We start from the raw sequence: 18,210 nt of genomic DNA on the forward strand, positions 1-18,210 counted from the left end.
CGAAGAATCAGACGTCGACGACGTCGTTCTCCAGCGTCCCGATCCCCTCGATCTCGATCGAGACGCGATCGCCCTCGCGGAGCGTGAACGACTCGGGCGGGACGAGCGAGGTGCCCGTGAGCAGGACCGCCGTCTCGGGCACCGCCTGGTGGGCCGTGTAACACTCGACGAGCTCGTCGCAGGTTCTGACCATCTCGCCGGTGTTCGTCGACTCCTCGTACTCCACCTCGGCGTCGCGGGTGATCGTCATCGACATCTCGAGGTCGTGGGGATCCCCGATCGAGGTCGCGGAGACGACCGCCGGGCCGAGCGAACAGCACCGGTCGTAGACCTTCGCCTGCGGGAGATACAGCGGGTTCCTCCCCTCGATCGACCGACTGCTCACGTCGTTGCCGATCGTGTAGCCGACGACCTCCCCGCCGAGGAGGACGACACCCAACTCGGGTTCGGGGACGTTCCACTCCGAGTCCGAACGCACGCCGACGGCCTCTCCGGGGCCGACGATCCGCGAGGGGGTCGCCTTGAAGAAGATCTCCGGGCGCTCGGACTCGTAGACGTCAAGGTAGATCTCGGGCATCCCGCTCTCGGCCTCGCGTGCGGCCTCGCTGATCTCGTAGGTCACCCCCGCGGCCCACACCTCCGCCGGAACGACCGGCAGCGACAGCCCGCCGCCAGCCGGCTCGTCGACGGCCGTCGCGTCGTCGAGGTGGCGTGCTACGATCTCGTCGATCGGCTCCTTCGCGATGCGCGCCGCCCGTGCGAGGTCGAAGAACGTGTCCAGTCCGGCGTTCGTACTCGTGAGGTCGTACGCCTCCCGTCCGTTCGTGGCGACGAGACGCGGTGGGTGGCCCACGCCCTGCTGGTAGTAACGCATACCCGAACTGATGTTACCGCTATCACAAATATCTATCTCTGGTGGAGTCGGGAGGATGCGCTCTCCGTGGATCAGAGCGCGGACTGGATGAACCCACAGTCGACGGTCAGGATCTCCCCCCGCACGTAACGTGAGGCGTCCGAGGCGAGATAGATCGCGGCCCCGCCGATGTCCACGGGTTCCCCGATCCGATCCTCGTACGTCCGTTCGGTGACCGCTTCGTACCGGTCGGTCCCGGGCGCGTACGTCCCTCTCGTCTGCTCGGTGACGATGAACCCCGGACGGATGGCGTTCACCCGGACGGCCGGTGCGAGCTCTCGGGCGCTGACGCGCGTGAGCGCGTCGATTCCCGCTTTCGCGGCGGAGTACGCCGCCAGCTCGTCGATCGCCGTCACCGACGAGGCGGAGGAGATGTTGATGATACTCCCGACACCCCCACGTGTCAGCGCATCGGCGAACACCTGGGTCGCACGCCTCGGGCCGTCGAGCTGGACGTCGAACACCCGATCCCACTCCTCGTCGGTCACCTCCACGAGCGACTTCCGCGCGATGGCGCTCGGCGAGTTGACGAGGATGTCGACGCCCCCGAACTCGTCGACCACCCGATCGCGGAGCGCGACGAGCGACTCGCGATCGGTGACGTCACAGGTGGCCCGAACCGTCTCGGCGCCGAGGTCCGCGAGTTCGTCCGCCGTCACCTCGACACGCGATTCGCTCCGGCTCGTCGGAACGACGCGAGCCCCGTCCGCGGCGAACGCCGTGGCGATCCCTCGTCCGATGCCGCTCGTTCCACCGATCACGACCGCTCGTTTACCAGCGACCGAAACCGGCTCGTGTTCGTAGTCGACCATGCCTCCGAAGGGTGTGGGTTCTCCTTAGCTGCTTCTCATTCGTCCATCCGGTGGCCTCACCCGTTGCTACTGGCTTCGAATCGGTATCGATGATATGTCTGAGAGCGGTCGGTACTGGGAGGTCGTCCACGCTACCGAAGCGTCGTCCGCTGTCGTCACAGCGAGCCGCCCGAATCGACGGAGATAGTTACCCGCTTTTCGAGGCGTCCGTAGCGTTTGCGTCGATCGCGGGGCGTGTCGACGGCACGGTCTCGTACGATAAACGGGGGCGAGGCGGAACAGACGCGCTTTCTACGAAGTATCCGCGAGTCGAAAGCGGTGATGGGTGCCGGATACGACCGTCGAACGGGGATTCAGCCCGACGTCGAAGCGACCGCCGGAAATCTACGCCTCCACCCGAGGTTAAGTGGATTCGACGAGAGAAGTACGGCATGGATCGAGCATTGGCACTCGTATCGGGTACCGATACCGACAGACGTCTCCTCGCCGAAGCGGGATCCCTCGCGGGAGGCGTCGGGGCGAAACTGTTCGTCCTCGAAATCGTCGACGCGGCGGAGTACGGAGGAGACGTACAACGGAGGTCTACCGTCGGGAGACGATCGGAGAGTCCGGAGGAGGTGGCCGAGGCGGCGAGGAAGAACGCGTCGACCGTCGCCGAGGAGGTACTGTCCGATCTGGAGATCGATTACGAGGCGATCGGACTCGTCGGGGACGTCCCTGAAGACGTCCTCTCAGAGGCCGAGCGCCTCGACTGCGATCACGTCTTCGTCGTCGGACGACGACGCTCTCCCACGGGAAAGGCCATCTTCGGGGACGTCGCGCAGTCGGTCGTCCTGGGTTTCGGCGGACCCGTAACCGTTCTCCTCGAGGAGTGACGGACGGTGGTGGGCCGACACCGAGAACGTGGCCGTCGTCGACGAGAGAGCGGAGGGCACGGAGCCTCGCGATCGTCGAACGACGGATGTTACGACGGCCGTAACCCTCGACACGGCCCCCGAGACGTCGGCCGGGACTTACCGCAGTCGTTGCTGGTCGAAACCTACCTCCTCGACCCGAGCTTCGGATCGGCCGACCACCGGGCTACCGTGACGTTCCAGGAGTTCATGGAGAGGCGGACTGATGGGCGATTTTGGGTCGACATCGCCCCAGCGGACGAACTCGCGGGCGACGTCGAGTCCATCGAGCAGGACCGTGAAGGCGCCTCGAGATGGTCAAAGTCGCCGGCGGTCATCTCGCACCGTTCTACCCGAACATCAACGCGATTTCGGTCCCGTACGCGTTTCCGAACATCGACGTCGCCAACTACGTGTTTCAACACGAGTTCGGCGACACACTTCGAGAGGGCATCCGCGACGAACTCGGCCTCGTCTCGATCGGTAACTACGACAACGGTGGGTTTCGCGATTACAGCGCCAACGAACCGCTCACTGGTCCCGAGAGCTTCGAGGGACTGTCCATCCGGAACATGGACATCGAACCCCACATGGAGATAACCAGACAGCTCGGGGTGAATCCGGACCCTATCGACTGGACGGAACTGTACGAGGCACTGGATACGGGCGTCGTCGACGGGCAAGAGAACGCGATCCCGACGTTCCTCGCAGGTAGTCTCCAGGAGGTACAGGACTACTTCATTCTCGATCATCACGTGTACAGCCTCACCATGACGCTGGCCAACGGCGACTGGTACGACGACCTCCACCCGACCTACCAGGAGCTGGTCGAACACGGGATGACGCTCGGCGTGAGGGACGCAGAGCGGGTAAATCGACTCCTCCGCAACCACGGGATCGAGATCATGGAGGATGCGGGTGTCGAAGTGTACGAACCGACCGAGGACGAGATGGAAGAGTTTCAGGAGATAACCCAGGAGCCAGTCATCGACGTTATCGAGGATATCGTGGACGACCCGGGGCTCATCGACGAGCTACTGACCGCTGCCGACGAAGCGGAGGAAGCACTCGGCATGTAGCGAAGACCTCGGTAGAGGCGTTCGGTCGACGCCGGGTGTCGCGGTTATCCGACTCGTTCCGGTCGCTGGTGGAAACGACGCGCGTCGCTCTCTCCTCCTGCTGTACCGATTCAAGATTTATACTCCGGTAGTACTCATCGCTGCTATGACCTTTGATCTGTCTTTAGAAACCGTCCGCCAGTATCTGATCGAGTCGGGCTACGCAGCCGACACGGACGTCACGGCAACTCGGCTGGGCGGTGGCGTCTCCAACCACGTTATCATGGCCAGAGTCGGTGGTGATTGCCTCGTCCTGAAACAACCCCTCCCCGACCTCGACGTCGCGGAGGACTGGCCTGCGGACGTCGAGCGGGTCCACAACGAAGCAGCGGCGACCCGTGTGTTCGAAACGATCCTCGATGGCACGGAGCTCGCTGCGACGGTACCCGGTGTTCTGTTCGAAGACCGGGACAATCACATCGTCGGGATGGAGTGTGCCTCCTCCGACGCACGAATGTGGAAAGAAGACCTCCTGGAGGGGACGATCGACTGTGGTGTCGCCCGTGAGGTCGGTCGGGTTCTCGGTACCGTCCACGAGGAGGCAGCGACGGATCCGGAACTACTTGCACCGTTCGAAGAGGTCTTGCCGTTCGTTCAGCTTCGAATCGACCCCTACCATCGGATCGTCATGGATCGACATCCGGACGTGAGTGAGTACGTCGGCCAGGCGACCGAAAACCTACTCCAGTCCAGGTGGACGCTCGTTCACGGCGACTACAGCCCGAAGAACGTCCTCGTCGAAGATCGAGACGGCGGCCACGTCTGGATTCTGGACTTCGAAGTCGCTCATCGGGGGAACCCGGCGTTCGACACGGCGTTCATGCTCAATCACCTGTTTATCAAATCGATATATAACCCCGAGAAGGCCGCCGCATACCACGACGCGGCCGGGGAGTTTTTCGGCGCGTACGACGAGGCCGTCTCGTGGGATATCGAGGCCGACACGATCGAGCAGTTAGGTGTCCTCATGCTGGCGCGAGTGGACGGGAAATCGCCGGTCGAGTACGTGACTCGCGAGCGTACGAAAGGGACCTTGAGGCGGGTCGCAAAACGGGCGCTCGTCGAGAGGGCACGGGATCTGCGGGAGTTCGAAACGATCCTGCGAGCGGAACGTGCGTGACCGAACATCCGAGTGCCCGGATGCGGGCGGTCATCGAAAACGAGTACCGAGATGCAGTCGACGTTCCGCGTCGGCTCGAACCGAGGACCGATCCGTTTGGACCGCGACCCCGAACGGGGGTGCTGTCCTGATGTGATAGATCTGGTACACTCGGAAGCCAGGTTTACATACTGAACATCCGAACTGGCCACATGCCGACGATCGAATCTATCGATGCATGGGAGGTCCTGGACTCTCGAGGAACTCCGACAGTCAGGACTCGAGTAGAGACGACGACTGGCTCGGGAACGTTCACTGTGCCCTCCGGAGCCAGTACCGGAACTCACGAAGCGGTCGAGATACGGGATGGAGACGATCGATTCGGGGGGATGGGTGTCTCCAGAGCGGTTCGTGCGGTCCGTGAGGAGCTCGCGCCAGCCGTCGTCGGATACGACGCGACCGAACAGGAGAGAATCGACGCACTGCTCGTCGCCGCCGACGGAACCGACGATCTCTCGACGTACGGTGCGAACGCCCTACTCGCGGTTTCAGGAGGAGTCGCCCGATCGGCGGCCAGCGCCAGGGGCGAGCCGCTGTACGAGTATCTCACACCGAGCAACCCGGAGACGCTCCCTCGGCCGATGGTGAACGTAGTGAGCGGCGGGCTGCACGCCCACGGCGGCATCGCTGTTCAGGATCTGTTGGTTCTCCCGACAGCTGCAGAGACGTACAGCGAAGCGATCGAATCCGTTTGGGACGTTCGTCGGTGCGTCGAAAAACGAATCGCGGAAACCGGTACCCGGCCCTTGGTCGCGGACGAAGGGGGATTTTCCCCTCCGTTCGACCGGATAACCGACGCGTTCGAGCTGCTGTGCGCCGGGATCTCCGCCGCTGGGTTCGTACCCGCCATCGACGGGATGGCGATCGCTGTCGACGTCGCCGCGACGCATTTTTACGATCCCGGTACCGAGCGCTACGACTTAGAAACCGAACACGACTCGCTTTCGCGCGAGGGGATGATAGCTCGATTGCTCGAATGGGTCGAGACGTATCCGATCGTTTCACTCGAGGACCCGCTCTCCGAGGACGACTGGGAGGGATGGCGCTCCCTCGCCGACCGACTTCCCGCTCACGTGCAACTGGTCGGTGACGACTTGCTGGTCACGGATCACTCCCGGGTAGACCGGGCGATCGACGAAGAAGCCGCCACGTCGGTTCTCGTGAAGATGAATCAGGCGGGAACGCTAACTCGAACGACGAAGGTTCTCGAGAGAGCGCAGAACGCTGGTCTATCGACGATCGTCTCCGCCCGGTCGGGCGAGACGTGTGACTCTACGCTGGCCGATCTCGCCGTTGCGTACGGGTCCCGGCACCTGAAAGTCGGTTCTCTCGCACGATCGGAACGGCTGGCGAAGTACAATCGACTGTTCGAGATCGAACGCGAACTCGGCCCGAACGTAGCCGTCGGTGGGGGATAGACGGTGGCGGTTACGATGACTCCCGTCGAGATCCACGGTCGTTCTCCCGTAGTTCGTTCGCACCTCTCCTCCCTGTAAGAACTCGGCGTGTGTAGGCCGATCTCACCGTATCGATGGCCCCGCGAAGGCTCGCTGTCGTCAGCTCGCGGACCTTTCGGAACTGCTGAATCTGGTGGTCGACAGTCGCCGATTCGCTGGTACGGTCCGGCTACCGGCGTCTCGTTTAATTATCAATACAATTAGGTAAAATATATATGCCTCTGAATCATTGCGGTGCGTGTATGTCTCACACAGACAGGCACCCGAACCGATCCGACGGCGGTTCGGGGCGTCGGACCTTCATGAAAGCGGCCGGTGCGCTCGGTGCGGTCTCCGCGATGGGGGGTCTCGCCGGTTGTTTCGGTGACGATGACGCCAACGGCGACGCCGAGGAAGTCGACGACCCAGACGACCTGCCGGAGGAAGAGATCGTCTGGCACCACCTCGGTGCACCCGACATCTCACTCCACAACCACCGCCAGGCGGTGACCTTCCAGCAGCTAATGGACGAGTGGAGCGACGGACGGTTCCAGGTCGACATCGCCCCGGCGGGCGAACTCGCGGGCGACGTCGAGTCCGTCGAGCAGGCCCAGGAGGGCGCCATCGAGGTCGCGGCGGGGATCGCCGAGGGACACGTCGCACCGTTCTGGCCGGACATCAACGTGATCGGGATGCCGTTCGCGTATCCCGACGTCACCGTCGCGAACTACGTCTGGGATCACACCGATTTCGGTCGCGGCATGCGCCAGAGTATGGCGGAGGACATGGACGTCACGCCGATCAGCTGGTATGACAACGGCGGTATGCGCTGTTACACGTCCAGCCAGCCCCTCGAGTCGCCCGATGACTTCGAGGGACAGTCCTTCCGTAACATGGACATCGAAGCGCACCTGGAGATCACGCGGTCGCTGGGCGCGTCCGCCGAGCCGATCGACTGGACCGAACTCTACGAGGCGCTGGACACGGGTGTCGTGGACGGACAGGAGAACGCGGTCCCGACGATCCCACTGGAGAACCTCCAGGAGGTCCAGGAGTACCTCTACCTGACCCTGCACGTCTACTCGATCAACTTCGCGCTGGCCTCCAACCAGTGGTGGGAGGACCTCCACCCGACCTATCAGCACCTCGTTCGAACTGCCGGTGCGTACGCGGGCAACCACGCCCGGAAGGTCAACCGGCTCCAGCGCGTCCAGTTGCTCACCGTCTTCGAGGAGGAGTACGACATGACGATCACCTCGCCGACGCCCGAGGACCACGAACGGATGCAGGAGATGACCCAGGGGCCGGTCGGCGAGATCATCGAAGAGGAGGTGTCCGACGCCGGCCTGATCGACGATCAGGAAGAAGCAATCGAGACGGCGATGGAGGAACTGGGCTACGATCCGGAGATCGCACCGGAGACGTAGGAGGAAAGACTGAATACGAATAGCTCGTAGTGTTCGTCCGGAGTACTAGATCACGGCACACATGTCAACACCTACCACTGTTATCGAGTACGTAGATACCTACATCGATAGGGCGCTCACTCCGTTGAGCAGAACCGTCCGGGCGGTGTTCGACAGGTACGATCGCCACCTGGAGTGGTGGTTCGAGACGATGGATCGGCTGGAGGCGGCGCTGTGGACGGTCGGGAAGACGATACTCGCCGTACTCGCGATCCTCGTCACGTTCCAGGTCGTGACACGATACCTGTTCAACTGGATCCCGGTGTGGGGTGGCGAACTCGCCTCGTATCTGGGGATCTGGGCGTCGCTGCTCATGCTATGCGCGCTGGTCTGGAGCGACACCCACCTCCAGGTTGAGTTCGTCTTCGAGAAGCTCCCGCTCAGGATGAGACGCCGCATCAGATCGCTCCAGCTCATCCTCATCGGCGGGTTCGCGCTCGCGTACACCTACTACGGGTGGCAGTACGCGTACGGCGCCGGGTTCCGCTCGTACTCCACCTCGCTGCACCACTTCTTCGGTCTCCTCCCGTTCGTTCCGTCGGGGTGGCGACTCGACATGTTCTGGGTCTATATCATCCTCCCGATCAGTGGCGTGTTGTTCGTTCTGGCTGCCTTCTCGAAGCTCCTTCAGATCAACTACTATCCCGAACAGCTCAGGGAGGATTACTCCCAGCGATACGGTGCCGTCGAAGTGGAAACGGGGGCCGACTGACGATGGATACGATGTTGTTGCTCGGGCTAATGGTCCTCCTGCTCGTGTTCATCTTCTCACGAGTGGAGATCGCGTTCACGCTCGGGATGGTCGGCTTCGTTTTCCTGTTGATCGCCGACCAGTCCCTCGTCACCGGGATCTCACGGGCGTTCGGGGGGCTCAACCGGTTCGTGTTGTTGGCGATCCCCTTCTTCCTTCTCGCGGGCGAGTTGATGAACCAGTCGGGAATCACCGAACGTCTCATCGAAGCAGCCAACGTCACCGTCGGCCGCGTCCGGGGGGGCCTCGCCCAGGCGAACGTCGTCGCGAGTCTCCTGTTCTCCGGCCTCACGGGCGCGGCCGTCGCGGACGTCGCGGCACTGGGTTCGATCTTCGTGCCGTCGATGGCCGCCGAGGGTTACGATCGGGATTTCAGCGCGGCAGTCACGGCTGCTTCCTCACTGGTCGGACCTATCATCCCCCCCAGCATCATCATCGTCATCTACGGTGCCGTGACCCAGACGTCGATCGGTGCGCTGTTCGCAGCCGCGATCATTCCCGGGCTCATCCTGGGCCTGTCGATCATGGTCCTCATCTCGGTCATCGCGGTCCGTAAGGACCTGCCGCGCTACGAAGTCGAGGTCACACGGAAAGAGTACCCGGCGCTGATCTTTCACTCGCTGCTGGCGCTGACGATGCCCGCGATAATCCTGATCGGCATCACGGGGGGGTACATGACCCCGACGGAAGCCGCTGCGGTCGCCTCCGCGTACGCGTTCTTCCTCGGGACCGTTGTCTACCGATCACTCACGTACGAGCGGTTGCAACAGGCCCTGGAGCTGACGCTCGAACGGACTGCTCAACTGTACATCATCATCGGGTTCGCGATGATCTTGACGTGGGTGATCGCCCGAGAAGGGGTCACGCGTGACCTCGCAGAGGGGGTCGCCGCCCTCGGTCTGGGGCCGCTCGGGTTCATGATCATCATCTCCCTGATACTCCTGTTCGTCGGTACGTGGCTCGAGATCGGCGCGGCGACGATCATGCTCGCTCCGACGATTCACGAGATGGCCCAGGTCCTCGGTATCCACGAGTTCCAGTTCGGGATCATGTTCATCGTCACGCTGAACTTCGGGCTCATCACGCCCCCGGTCGGCATCTGCCTGTTCGCCGCCTCGAGCGTGTCACGCGTCCCCGTCTGGCCGATCGCCAAGAAGATCGTCCCGTTCTTCGTGGTCGATATCATCGTGCTCGCGTTGCTCATCTACTTCCCACAACTGACGCTCTGGCTGCCAGAGACGCTTGGGTATCTGTAATCGACGCGGAACGAGAACGAACGACCCCGATCTCTCCCCTCCCTGGCCGGCGAACGGAGCGGTCTCACCCACTCTTCTGGTCGATTTCGCTCGTCACGCCCGGCGATGGATACGGATCGACGAGGTAGTCAACGTTCCCGCATCACTGACGGCCTCGAACAGACCGTCCTCGTCACATGGTCGTTCTGCCGTCGTCGTCTCTCCGTCTGGAGACTCGTTTCCCGTGTTCCTCCTCCTGGATGTTTCGACCCGAGATTCACATCGCGAGGTCATACCGGGGCAGTGTCCGAAGAATCACGCCCCCTAGATTGAAGCCGTTTCGACCCCTAACCGTGTTGTATGTTAGCGAGTAGGCGACGGTTTCTCGGGGCTATCGGAACCGTCGGGGCTGTTGGCATCGGGGGGGTAACCGGGTGCATCAGTCTGGGGCGACAACCGACCGTCGCCGATCTCGACGAGTGGCCACCGGCGGACGGCGGTGACGATCTCGCGTTCTGGAGTTGGCAGGACAACTGGAGCAACCAGGCGATCGCGTTTCAGCACGTGGGCGACCTCGAGACGATCGAACGGAGCGCGATCCCCTCCAACGAGCAGTACGAGCGCCTCGCGGACGGGGAAACGCCCGACGCGGTCCAGATGACGCCCCGTGAGTTCGATCGTGCCGTTCGGGACGACCTGTTGCAACCACTGCCCGTCGATACGCTCCCATCCTGGCCGCCGGACCGAGAGTTTCGGACGGACGGCCTCGAGTTCTACGAACGCGACGGCGAGTACTACGGCATCCCGCACGTGCCGCTCACGCACGCGGTCGCGTACCACCGCACGGAGGTCGGCGAAGTCCGCGACGTCGATTCGATGGGGTGGGGGTTGCTCTGGGAGGAATCGTTCGCGAACGAGATATCGATGCCGGCCGACCCGGTACTGGCCGGCCAGATCGCCGCGCTGTACACCGGCCAGGATCCGAACGATCCCGACGACGTCGACGTCGTCCGAGACGCGCTGGAGGTCCAACGTCCACTCGTCAGGGGCTACTGGCACAGTTTTATGGAGCCCTTCGAGGCGTTTCGGTGGTCCGACCTCCTCGTGGCCGCGCTGCCGTACTCTACCATGACGCTGTGTTCCCAGGATGGCATATCGGCCGAGTTCGTCGCCCCGGACGACGGCGTCGTATACGGCCAGAACTCCTTCGGGATCCCGAACGGTGCAGAGAACCCCTACGGCGGACTCGAGTTCATCGACTGGGCGACCAAACTCAGGACCGGCGTCGAAACTACGTGGGGTGCGGACCAGTGGACGCTCTTCCCCGCACGGGCGGTCGATGACGACCTCCGAGATGCATACGGGTCGGCCGCAGAGGCCGCCGGTATCGAACCGAGTTCGCTGGGATGACTCGGACGACTGCCGGCCGATCGCGCCGCGACGTACTGACGGCAGTCGGCGTCACACTCGGAACGGTCACGACGGGGTGTCTCGGCGATGGGAACGATGAAGACGAGGACACGGAGTCACCGATAACGCGATCGGATCACCCTGCAACCGAGGATATCGAGGGCCCCCGGCTTGGGCCCGCGGTTGGGGACGCCGATGCAACGATCGTCGCCTTCGAGGATCCGTCGTGTCCCGTATGCGCCGGGTTCGCACAGGGTACGCTTCCGACGCTCCGCGAGGAGGCTATCGATCCCGGCACCGTGACCTACCTCTACCGCGCGACCCCCGGTACCGAACCGTGGAGCTATCCGGCGACGCGCGCCCTGTTCTCGGTCCACCGACGGAATTCAGGCGGGTTCTGGACGCTGAAAGACCGCTACTACGAGGAGATCGACGGCTTAGACGAGAACTCGATCTACAACCGGACCCTCGCGATCCTCGAAGCGGACGTGGCTGACACCGACCCGGACGCCGTTCTAGAGGCGATGGATGGGAACGACGACGCGATCGAGGAGCGTATGGAACGCGATGAAGCCGCCGCTACCGCGAGCGACCTGACGCAGACTCCTTCGTTCGTCCTGTTCCGCGACGGGAACTACCGTACCACCGTCGCCGGTAACCAGCCGTACGATGTCTTCGAAGGGGCGCTCGAGCTGTAATACCGTACGATCCCGGCAGCGTCGCAGCCGTCCGCGTTCTGCCAATAGCCAATTTTTGACATCTACAAACAGTAGTATTCGATCTAGCGTACGTTTCCGATCGTGTTCTCGACGTGGAAGCGTTCGTGATCGTTTTCGTCCTATCCACCGCACTCGAGAGAACCTAACGACAGAACCACTCGAACGAGCGACAACCCTCAAACGGTATAGAAGACAGGTGCGGCGAACGGACGAACGAAATCGGTGGGGGACTGTACATTATAGGACGACGAAGATTCGAAAGTGTGCTAGCAATTAGCAGACTGTGAATACTAACTCGGTAATACTTCTAGAACTGACCTAGCCCAAATGATTGATAGACATAAGTAAATGAATATTACAAGATCAGTTACTGTATCGTCGGGGGTTCGAAAAGACAGTCGATACGTATCGCCACGGAAACTGTTTCGACGGGCTCACCACTGAGATCGGCTCAGATGGTCCCTGCCGCGTTCCGCTACACGTCCGTGATCCGGCGGTAGTCGTCGTCGAGCGCCGCTGCGTCCTCGGGCAGCAGGGCGACGACGATGTACGGGACGTGTTCGTCGAAGTACTCCACGAGCGTCGCGATCCGCTCGGAGTCGATCGCCTCCAGCGAGTCGAGCAGCAAGAACGGCACCTCCTCGGCGACGTCGTGGGCGAGCGCGCCGGCGAGCGCGACGATCAACCCCGTCACCTCGCGCTCGGACTCGCTCAGGTGCTCGACCTCGTCCTCGTAGGCGATGCCGCCGTCAGTGCTCCGGGTGACGTGGAGGAGGTACTCCGCGTCCTCGCGTGGCGAGGCTGCCTCCCTGCGTTCGATCCAGATCCGCTCGAGGTTCGCGTAGTCGAGTAGATCGAGGACCGTCCCCATGTGCTCGTTGAACGCCTCGATCGCGTCGCGCTCGATCCGGTCGATCCGCGTGCGGAGTCGTTCGATCTCCTCGCGAATCGACTCGCGCTGGTTCTCGAGCGTCTCCCGGTCCGACAGCCGCTCTTCGACCTCCTCGATCTCCTCCGCGACCGCCTCGCGTTCGCTCTCCACACGGCGCAGCTCGAACTCGGCTTCCGTCACCTCACGCTGGAGGGTGAACGTCTCGTCGCCGTCGCGTGCTTCGAGGGCGACCTCGAGTTCCTCGATCTCCGTTTCGAGTTCTTCGATCTCCGAATCGACCTCCGCCAGACGCTCCTCTCGGCGCTCGATCTCCCGGTCGGTCTCCTCGGCCTCCCGGTCGAGACGCTCGCGCTCGCGGCGACGCTCCGCGCGCGACTCGCGTCGGGCTCTGAGCTCGTCGAGTTCGTCCGTGACCTCGCGTCGACGCTCTGCGGTCTCGCTCCGGAGCTCGCGAAGCCGATCGAGCATCGCCTCCATCTCCGCCGACTCGACCGTGCTCCCGCAGGTCCAGCAGGTCAGCTCCTCGTCCTCGACCAGCCGATCCGTGACCGGTCGCTCCCCGTCGATCTGCCGGACGAACGAGGGGCGTTCGCCCTCGACGATCTCCTGGTTGAACTGGACGATCGTCTGGAGCCGCGAGACCGTCTCGTCGAGTTCGCGTTTGCGCCCCCGGAGCGTCTCGATTCGCGAGGCCATCTCGTCGAGCGCCGACTCCTCGTCCCCGGGCAGCTCCGCGAGTTCGGCGCCGAGTTCCTCCCGCTCGGCTTCGAGCGAGTCGAGGCTCCGTCTCTCGGTCTCCCGCTCGTACTCGAGGTCCTCGAGACGCCGCCTGAGTTCGCGCAGCTCCTCCAGATCCTCGTCGGTATCGGTGTCCTCGTCGGTCGCGGCATCGAGTGCCGCTCGCGCCTCCTCGAGCCGTTCGGTGGCCTCGTCGACCGCCTCGTCGAGCCGTTGGCGCTCGGCTTCGAGCTCTGGGATCTCGCGCTCGAGCGTCGAGAGTTCGGAGAGCCGCTCGTCGACCCGTTCTCGCTCGGATCGGAGCCGGTCGATCTCCTCGTCGATTCGTTCGGTGTCGATCGGGCGCAACAGCAGCTCCCGCAGGTCGCCGCCGACCTCGACCGCCCGTCGGGCCTCGTTCGACTCGAGTAAGAACGCGAAGAGGTCCGCGAGCTCCGGATCCGCGAGGTAGGGCTCACCGTCGAAGGAGACCACGCCGTTCGACCGGGCGAGCCGTCTCGTGTACGACTCCTCGCCGATCGTGAGTTCGACATGGCCCTCCTCCGCGTCCCCCTTGAGTGAGACGCGCTCGCTTCCGAGCGCCGCCATGATCGACCGGAGGAACGACGTCCGGTTCGTCGCGTTCCGACCCGCGAGCACGCTCACCCCTGGTCTGAGCTCGACGTCCGTCTCGTCGATCCCGCCGATGTTCTCGACGTGGACGGCGACCGGACGCTCCGCAGCATCGACTGATGACATCGAGCCACCGTTCACTCCGTGTCGTAATAACTCTTTCAACCCGTGGCCGGTTGTGACACGAGTATGGCTGTAACGGTCACTCGGACCCGCAGTCACAGCCGCCGCGCTCGACGAACCCGGTGACCGAGCTGACGGCCCCACACTCCCGACAGGAGACCTGTACGTCGACGAGTACGTCGAGGTCACCGGCCGCGATCGCGTCCGCGTTCGCCAGCCGCGTGAGAGTGTCCTCGGTCACGGCCGTCGTCCGGCTGACGAGCGCCTCCAGCTTGCCGAGTTCCCGCTCGATCCGTTCCTCGGTGCTCTCCTCGCCGCTCGAGGGATGGACCGCACCCCGGTGGTTCGTGAGGTAGGTGTAGATCGCCTGGTGTGAGACGAAGTCCTTCTCCGTGCGCCCGAGGTCGACGCCGTCGCGTTCGAGCTGTCGCCTGGTCTGTTCGCGCATCCCGGCGCTGACCCCCTCGTCCTCGAGCAGTCGGTAGGTGTTCTCGACTTCGCCGTCGAGCGGCCTGAGACCCGCTCGCTCCATCGCCGCCCCGAGCACCCGCTGGTTGAACCAGTCCGAGAGCGCCCGCAGGCTCATCGACTCGCCACCCTCGCCGGTCCAGCGTCGCTCGAGCTCGGCCCCGGTCCCGTCGAGCTCGTACTCCCGGATGACACGGCCGACCTTCCCGGGTGGGCCACCCCCGGATCGGTCGGCCTCCTTCTCGGTCATGTCCCTCCCAGCGCACCGGGGCACATAACGGTGTGGATCGACCCGCTCACCACTCGGCTATGCTCCCGTCGTCGTGACGCCAGACGGGGTTGTGCCAGTCGACGTCCTCCCGCGTCCGTTCTTCGACGTACTCCTCGTCGACCTCGATCCCGAGCCCCGGTCCGTCGGGCACGTCGACGTACCCGTCTTCGTACTCGAAGACCCCCGGATCGGCGAGGTAGTCGAGGACGTCGTTGTCCTCGTTGTAGTGGATGTCGAGGCTCTGTTCCTGGAGCAGCGTGTTCGGCGTACACGCGTCCACCTGGAGCGACGACGCGAGGGCGATCGGCCCCAGCGGGCAGTGTGGCGCGAGCGCGACGTCGTACGCCTCGGCCATCGCCGCGATCTTCCTGACCTCGGTGATCCCGCCCGCGTGCGAGAGGTCCGGCTGGATCAGGTCGACCGCACCGCTCTCGAGGAGGGGCTTGAACTCCCAGCGCGAGTAGAGCCGCTCGCCCGTCGCGATCGGGACGGTGGTGTGTGCGGCGATCCCAGAAAGCGTATCGCTGTGCTCCGGCAACACCGGCTCCTCGACGAACATCGGTTCGTACGGGGCGAGCGCCTCGATCAGCCGCTCGGCCATCGACTTCGAGGCACGCCCGTGGAGGTCCACCCCGACGTCCACCTCGGGACCGACCGCGTCGCGGACCTCCGCCATCCGACCCCGGGCGGCCTCGACGGTCGCCGGCGTGTCGATACGGCGAAGCTCGCCGGTCGCGTTCATCTTCAACGCGGTGAACCCCTCGGCGACCTTCTCGGCGGCCGCCTCGCCGACGTCCGCGGGCCGGTCGCCGCCGATCCACTGGTAGACCCGTACCCGGTCGCGCGCCCGGCCGCCGAGGAGCTCGTAGACTGGCGCCCCGTGTTCTCTCCCCTTCAGATCCCAGAGCGCCTGATCGATCCCGGAGAGCGCGCTCATCAGGACTGGACCACCCCGGTAGAACCCGCCGCGGTACATCGTCTGCCAGTGGTCCTCGATTCGAGAGGGCTCCTCGCCGAGCAGATAGGTCTCCATCAGTTCGGAGACCGCCGTCGCGACGGTCCTCGCCCGACCCTCGACCACCGGTTCGCCCCAGCCTACACGGCCGTCGCTCGTCTCGACGCGCAGGAAGAGCCACCTCGGTGGGACTCCGAAGAGGTCGTAGTCGGTCACCTCGGTCATCGCCGATCACCGATCCACTCGGAACGTCTCGGGAACGCGTCGTCGATCTCGGTCGGCGCCATAGTCCTCCTCCTCTGCGCCGGGCCGTAAACGTACCGCGGGACCGTTCGATCGTTTCCCGAGGCCTCCGATTTTGTATACCACCCTTCGGTGTACCGGCGCCCTCCCATTATCGGGATACGAACAGACAGGTCGAAGTACCGCTCATTCGTAGGATCGGAATCTACGGGGGATAGGTGACCGTCGCTCCCGCAGCAGGCCGTCCGACTCGATTCATAGCACTGGCCCCTCCGGGGACTCCAACTACTCGAACGGTTTGCCAAAGGCTGTCACTTCCGCCGCACGCAGGCCGACTACCCGGCAGCGGTCCCCGTCGGGAGTGCCCGTCTCGATTCCGTACATACGCTCGATCGACTTGTGTGGTAACCAGTTTCGTGGCAGGCAGCGACTCTGTTCGACCGCTTTGATCGCGGGAACACCGTCCTGACGGCTGCTGACAACCGAAACCGGTCTAAAACCGTCGGATCAGTATGGAGGCGATCGAAGGCAAATTTCATATAGCATCTATTGGTTTACATCCGGCCGTTATACTAGCAGATATATATTGTCGTGGTAGACCGTGTGGACACGATCGCCCCAGTTGTGGGTGTAGGTGTCGATGATGTCGTCGGCGACGTCCCCCCGGAGGTACTTCACGATACCCCGATCGCCGGTCCGGTCACGGAGGTGTGTCGTGAAGAAGTGTCTGAAGTAATGGGGGGTGACGTTCTCGGCGGCGTCGCCCCCGGTGTGATACCACCCCTGCGCACGCGCGTGCCGTTCGACGAACGACCGAACGGTGGGCGGTTCGACTCGCCGACCCCAGTTCGAGGCCGTGTTCACGAACAGCGGCTCGGCAGGCGAGGGTGAGTCCGGACGGATCGCGAGGTAGGCGAGCAGCGCCTCTCGGAGCTCTTCGTCCACCGGAACGACCGTCTCACGCTGGCGCTTGTTCGAAGACGAACGCACCTCTCCGTTCGTCTCGGCTCCCCGTTTCGGCCGCGGGCTGACGAACAGGGCGTCCGGACGCTCGGAGAGCTGTGCCCTCGCGGGTGCGATCGCGGCGTACTCGGGTGGGTCCTCGAGTCGGAGGTCTCGACAGTCGAGGTTACAGAGCTCTCCGACCCGTAACCCGGTCTTCAACAGCGTGAGGACGGTGGCCCGTTCGAGCGGGTGTGAGATCCCCGCGACGAACGTCCGCATCCCCTCGACCGAGACGTCCCTGCGCGTCGGGTTCGCCTCGATCCGTTCGGGCATCTCCTCGACGACCAGTGCCATCGGGTTGAACTCGAACGCGCCGATCTGGGTCATGTAGGCGTAAAACCGGTGGAGATACGAGGCGTATGTCGCGATCGTGCTTTCGGCGTGTTCGGCCCGCAACGTGTGGACCCAGGCCATACACTCGCGCTGTGTCGCCTCTGCGGGATCGGTGGATCCTCGACCTTCTTCGGCGAGGAACCGCTCGAACTCGCGGAGGACCCGTTCGTAGGCCTGGATCGTCCGCTCCGCCTTCCCGTGGTAGGCCTGGTCCTCGAGGAAGTACTCGATCGAGTCGCCTACCTCGACCGAGCGACGAGGATCGACGCTCATCGCTCACCGACGAGGACGTAGCCGCCGTCACGGGGACTGTATCGGACCTCGTTTCGCTCCTGGAGCGATTCGAGCGCATCGTAGAGCCGCTCCTCGATGTCGTCGGTCACCGCCGCGAACAGGTCCTCATCCGTCATCGGGCCCCCAGAGAGGGCAGAGAGAAGGCCCTCTTCCAGGGTGTCACCCCCCGGGGTAGCGTCCGCAGAACCGCCTTCCTCGGGATCGGGCGAGAAGCCCGCTCGCCCTGCCTGGATCATCGTCCGTACGAACTCGCTCTGGGTCATATCGAGCGCCGCCGCGTGTTCCTTCCAGCGTTCCTTCTGGTAGCTCGGGACGTACGTCTTTACGACCGCTCGATCACTGCCGGAGGACTCTCTCATGGGAC

At 63.8% G+C, this 18,210-nt stretch carries 16 protein-coding genes; 9 read left to right on the forward strand and 7 right to left on the reverse strand.

Features of this window, described 5'->3' with window-relative positions; all coding sequences use genetic code 11:
* Window positions 1-7: 7 nt before the first annotated feature.
* Together V2L32_RS13540 and V2L32_RS13545 are read right to left on the reverse strand one after the other, a co-directional pair.
* A complete protein-coding gene (locus tag V2L32_RS13540; protein WP_331232972.1) occupies window positions 8-874 on the reverse strand; it encodes a fumarylacetoacetate hydrolase family protein in 867 nt (288 codons plus the stop codon).
* A gap of 71 nt (window positions 875-945) precedes the next feature.
* Entirely contained in the window at window positions 946-1,725 is a 780-nt protein-coding gene (locus V2L32_RS13545) for an SDR family NAD(P)-dependent oxidoreductase (RefSeq protein WP_331232973.1), read from the reverse strand.
* A gap of 431 nt (window positions 1,726-2,156) precedes the next feature.
* Here V2L32_RS13545 and V2L32_RS13550 point away from each other — a divergent pair, with 431 nt between their 5' ends.
* From V2L32_RS13550 to V2L32_RS13590, 9 genes are all read left to right on the forward strand, one after another.
* On the forward strand, window positions 2,157-2,600 hold the full coding sequence (locus V2L32_RS13550; RefSeq protein WP_331232974.1) for a universal stress protein: 444 nt from the start codon (window positions 2,157-2,159) through the stop codon (window positions 2,598-2,600).
* A 332-nt stretch (window positions 2,601-2,932) separates the two neighbouring features.
* On the forward strand, window positions 2,933-3,697 hold the full coding sequence (dctP, locus tag V2L32_RS13555; RefSeq protein WP_331232975.1) for a TRAP transporter substrate-binding protein DctP: 765 nt from the start codon (window positions 2,933-2,935) through the stop codon (window positions 3,695-3,697).
* Window positions 3,698-3,842: 145 nt separating this feature from the next.
* Window positions 3,843-4,856 (forward strand): phosphotransferase family protein, encoded by a 1,014-nt coding sequence (locus V2L32_RS13560; RefSeq protein WP_331232976.1) that lies wholly within the window; start codon window positions 3,843-3,845, stop codon window positions 4,854-4,856.
* A 191-nt stretch (window positions 4,857-5,047) separates the two neighbouring features.
* Window positions 5,048-6,313, forward strand: a complete 1,266-nt coding sequence (gene eno, locus V2L32_RS13565; protein WP_331232977.1) for a phosphopyruvate hydratase — start codon at window positions 5,048-5,050, stop codon at window positions 6,311-6,313.
* Between the two features lie 281 nt (window positions 6,314-6,594).
* Window positions 6,595-7,758 (forward strand): substrate-binding domain-containing protein, encoded by a 1,164-nt coding sequence (locus tag V2L32_RS13570; RefSeq protein ID WP_331232978.1) that lies wholly within the window; start codon window positions 6,595-6,597, stop codon window positions 7,756-7,758.
* A 124-nt stretch (window positions 7,759-7,882) separates the two neighbouring features.
* Window positions 7,883-8,509: a TRAP transporter small permease gene (locus tag V2L32_RS13575; RefSeq protein WP_331232980.1), complete on the forward strand. Its 627-nt coding sequence runs from the start codon at window positions 7,883-7,885 to the stop codon at window positions 8,507-8,509.
* Window positions 8,510-8,511: 2 nt separating this feature from the next.
* Window positions 8,512-9,804 carry a TRAP transporter large permease gene (locus tag V2L32_RS13580; protein ID WP_331232981.1) on the forward strand — a complete coding sequence of 431 codons (1,293 nt, stop codon included), beginning with the start codon at window positions 8,512-8,514 and terminating at the stop codon, window positions 9,802-9,804.
* A 339-nt stretch (window positions 9,805-10,143) separates the two neighbouring features.
* Window positions 10,144-11,193 (forward strand): extracellular solute-binding protein, encoded by a 1,050-nt coding sequence (locus V2L32_RS13585; protein ID WP_331232982.1) that lies wholly within the window; start codon window positions 10,144-10,146, stop codon window positions 11,191-11,193.
* Entirely contained in the window at window positions 11,190-11,891 is a 702-nt protein-coding gene (locus V2L32_RS13590) for a DsbA family protein (protein WP_331232983.1), read from the forward strand. Before V2L32_RS13585 ends, V2L32_RS13590 begins: the two co-directional genes overlap by 4 nt.
* Before the next feature lie 496 nt (window positions 11,892-12,387).
* Here V2L32_RS13590 and V2L32_RS13595 read toward each other — a convergent pair whose 3' ends face one another.
* The 5 genes from V2L32_RS13595 to V2L32_RS13615 all read right to left on the reverse strand — a co-directional run bounded on the left by V2L32_RS13595 (window position 12,388) and on the right by V2L32_RS13615 (window position 18,205).
* Window positions 12,388-14,280, reverse strand: a complete 1,893-nt coding sequence (locus tag V2L32_RS13595; protein WP_331232984.1) for an archaea-specific SMC-related protein — start codon at window positions 14,278-14,280, stop codon at window positions 12,388-12,390.
* A gap of 76 nt (window positions 14,281-14,356) precedes the next feature.
* A complete protein-coding gene (rdfA, locus tag V2L32_RS13600; protein WP_331232985.1) occupies window positions 14,357-14,995 on the reverse strand; it encodes a rod-determining factor RdfA in 639 nt (212 codons plus the stop codon).
* A gap of 46 nt (window positions 14,996-15,041) precedes the next feature.
* A complete protein-coding gene (gene dgoD / locus V2L32_RS13605) occupies window positions 15,042-16,196 on the reverse strand; it encodes a galactonate dehydratase (protein ID WP_331232986.1) in 1,155 nt (384 codons plus the stop codon).
* Window positions 16,197-16,781: 585 nt separating this feature from the next.
* Entirely contained in the window at window positions 16,782-17,825 is a 1,044-nt protein-coding gene (locus V2L32_RS13610; RefSeq protein WP_331232987.1) for a tyrosine-type recombinase/integrase, read from the reverse strand.
* Window positions 17,822-18,205 carry a DUF5805 domain-containing protein gene (locus V2L32_RS13615; protein WP_331232989.1) on the reverse strand — a complete coding sequence of 128 codons (384 nt, stop codon included), beginning with the start codon at window positions 18,203-18,205 and terminating at the stop codon, window positions 17,822-17,824. The genes V2L32_RS13610 and V2L32_RS13615 overlap by 4 nt, the downstream gene beginning before the upstream one ends.
* Window positions 18,206-18,210 lie beyond the last annotated feature (5 nt).

This window comes from Halalkalicoccus sp. CGA53, from assembly GCF_036429475.1.
In the GTDB taxonomy this organism is placed as follows: domain Archaea; phylum Halobacteriota; class Halobacteria; order Halobacteriales; family Halalkalicoccaceae; genus Natronorarus; species Natronorarus salvus.

Bases quoted from the DNA above. Each gene is read 5' to 3' on its own strand.
- V2L32_RS13540 (WP_331232972.1), bottom strand. From the start codon at position 874: ATGCGTTACTACCAGCAGGGCGTGGGCCACCCACCGCGTCTCGTCGCC.
- V2L32_RS13545 (WP_331232973.1), bottom strand. From the start codon at position 1,725: ATGGTCGACTACGAACACGAGCCGGTTTCGGTCGCTGGTAAACGAGCG.
- V2L32_RS13550 (WP_331232974.1), top strand. From the start codon at position 2,157: ATGGATCGAGCATTGGCACTCGTATCGGGTACCGATACCGACAGACGT.
- dctP (WP_331232975.1), top strand. From the start codon at position 2,933: ATGGTCAAAGTCGCCGGCGGTCATCTCGCACCGTTCTACCCGAACATC.
- V2L32_RS13560 (WP_331232976.1), top strand. From the start codon at position 3,843: ATGACCTTTGATCTGTCTTTAGAAACCGTCCGCCAGTATCTGATCGAG.
- eno (WP_331232977.1), top strand. From the start codon at position 5,048: ATGCCGACGATCGAATCTATCGATGCATGGGAGGTCCTGGACTCTCGA.
- V2L32_RS13570 (WP_331232978.1), top strand. From the start codon at position 6,595: ATGTCTCACACAGACAGGCACCCGAACCGATCCGACGGCGGTTCGGGG.
- V2L32_RS13580 (WP_331232981.1), top strand. From the start codon at position 8,512: ATGGATACGATGTTGTTGCTCGGGCTAATGGTCCTCCTGCTCGTGTTC.
- V2L32_RS13585 (WP_331232982.1), top strand. From the start codon at position 10,144: ATGTTAGCGAGTAGGCGACGGTTTCTCGGGGCTATCGGAACCGTCGGG.
- V2L32_RS13590 (WP_331232983.1), top strand. From the start codon at position 11,190: ATGACTCGGACGACTGCCGGCCGATCGCGCCGCGACGTACTGACGGCA.
- V2L32_RS13595 (WP_331232984.1), bottom strand. From the start codon at position 14,280: ATGTCATCAGTCGATGCTGCGGAGCGTCCGGTCGCCGTCCACGTCGAG.
- rdfA (WP_331232985.1), bottom strand. From the start codon at position 14,995: ATGACCGAGAAGGAGGCCGACCGATCCGGGGGTGGCCCACCCGGGAAG.
- dgoD (WP_331232986.1), bottom strand. From the start codon at position 16,196: ATGACCGAGGTGACCGACTACGACCTCTTCGGAGTCCCACCGAGGTGG.
- V2L32_RS13610 (WP_331232987.1), bottom strand. From the start codon at position 17,825: ATGAGCGTCGATCCTCGTCGCTCGGTCGAGGTAGGCGACTCGATCGAG.
- V2L32_RS13615 (WP_331232989.1), bottom strand. From the start codon at position 18,205: ATGAGAGAGTCCTCCGGCAGTGATCGAGCGGTCGTAAAGACGTACGTC.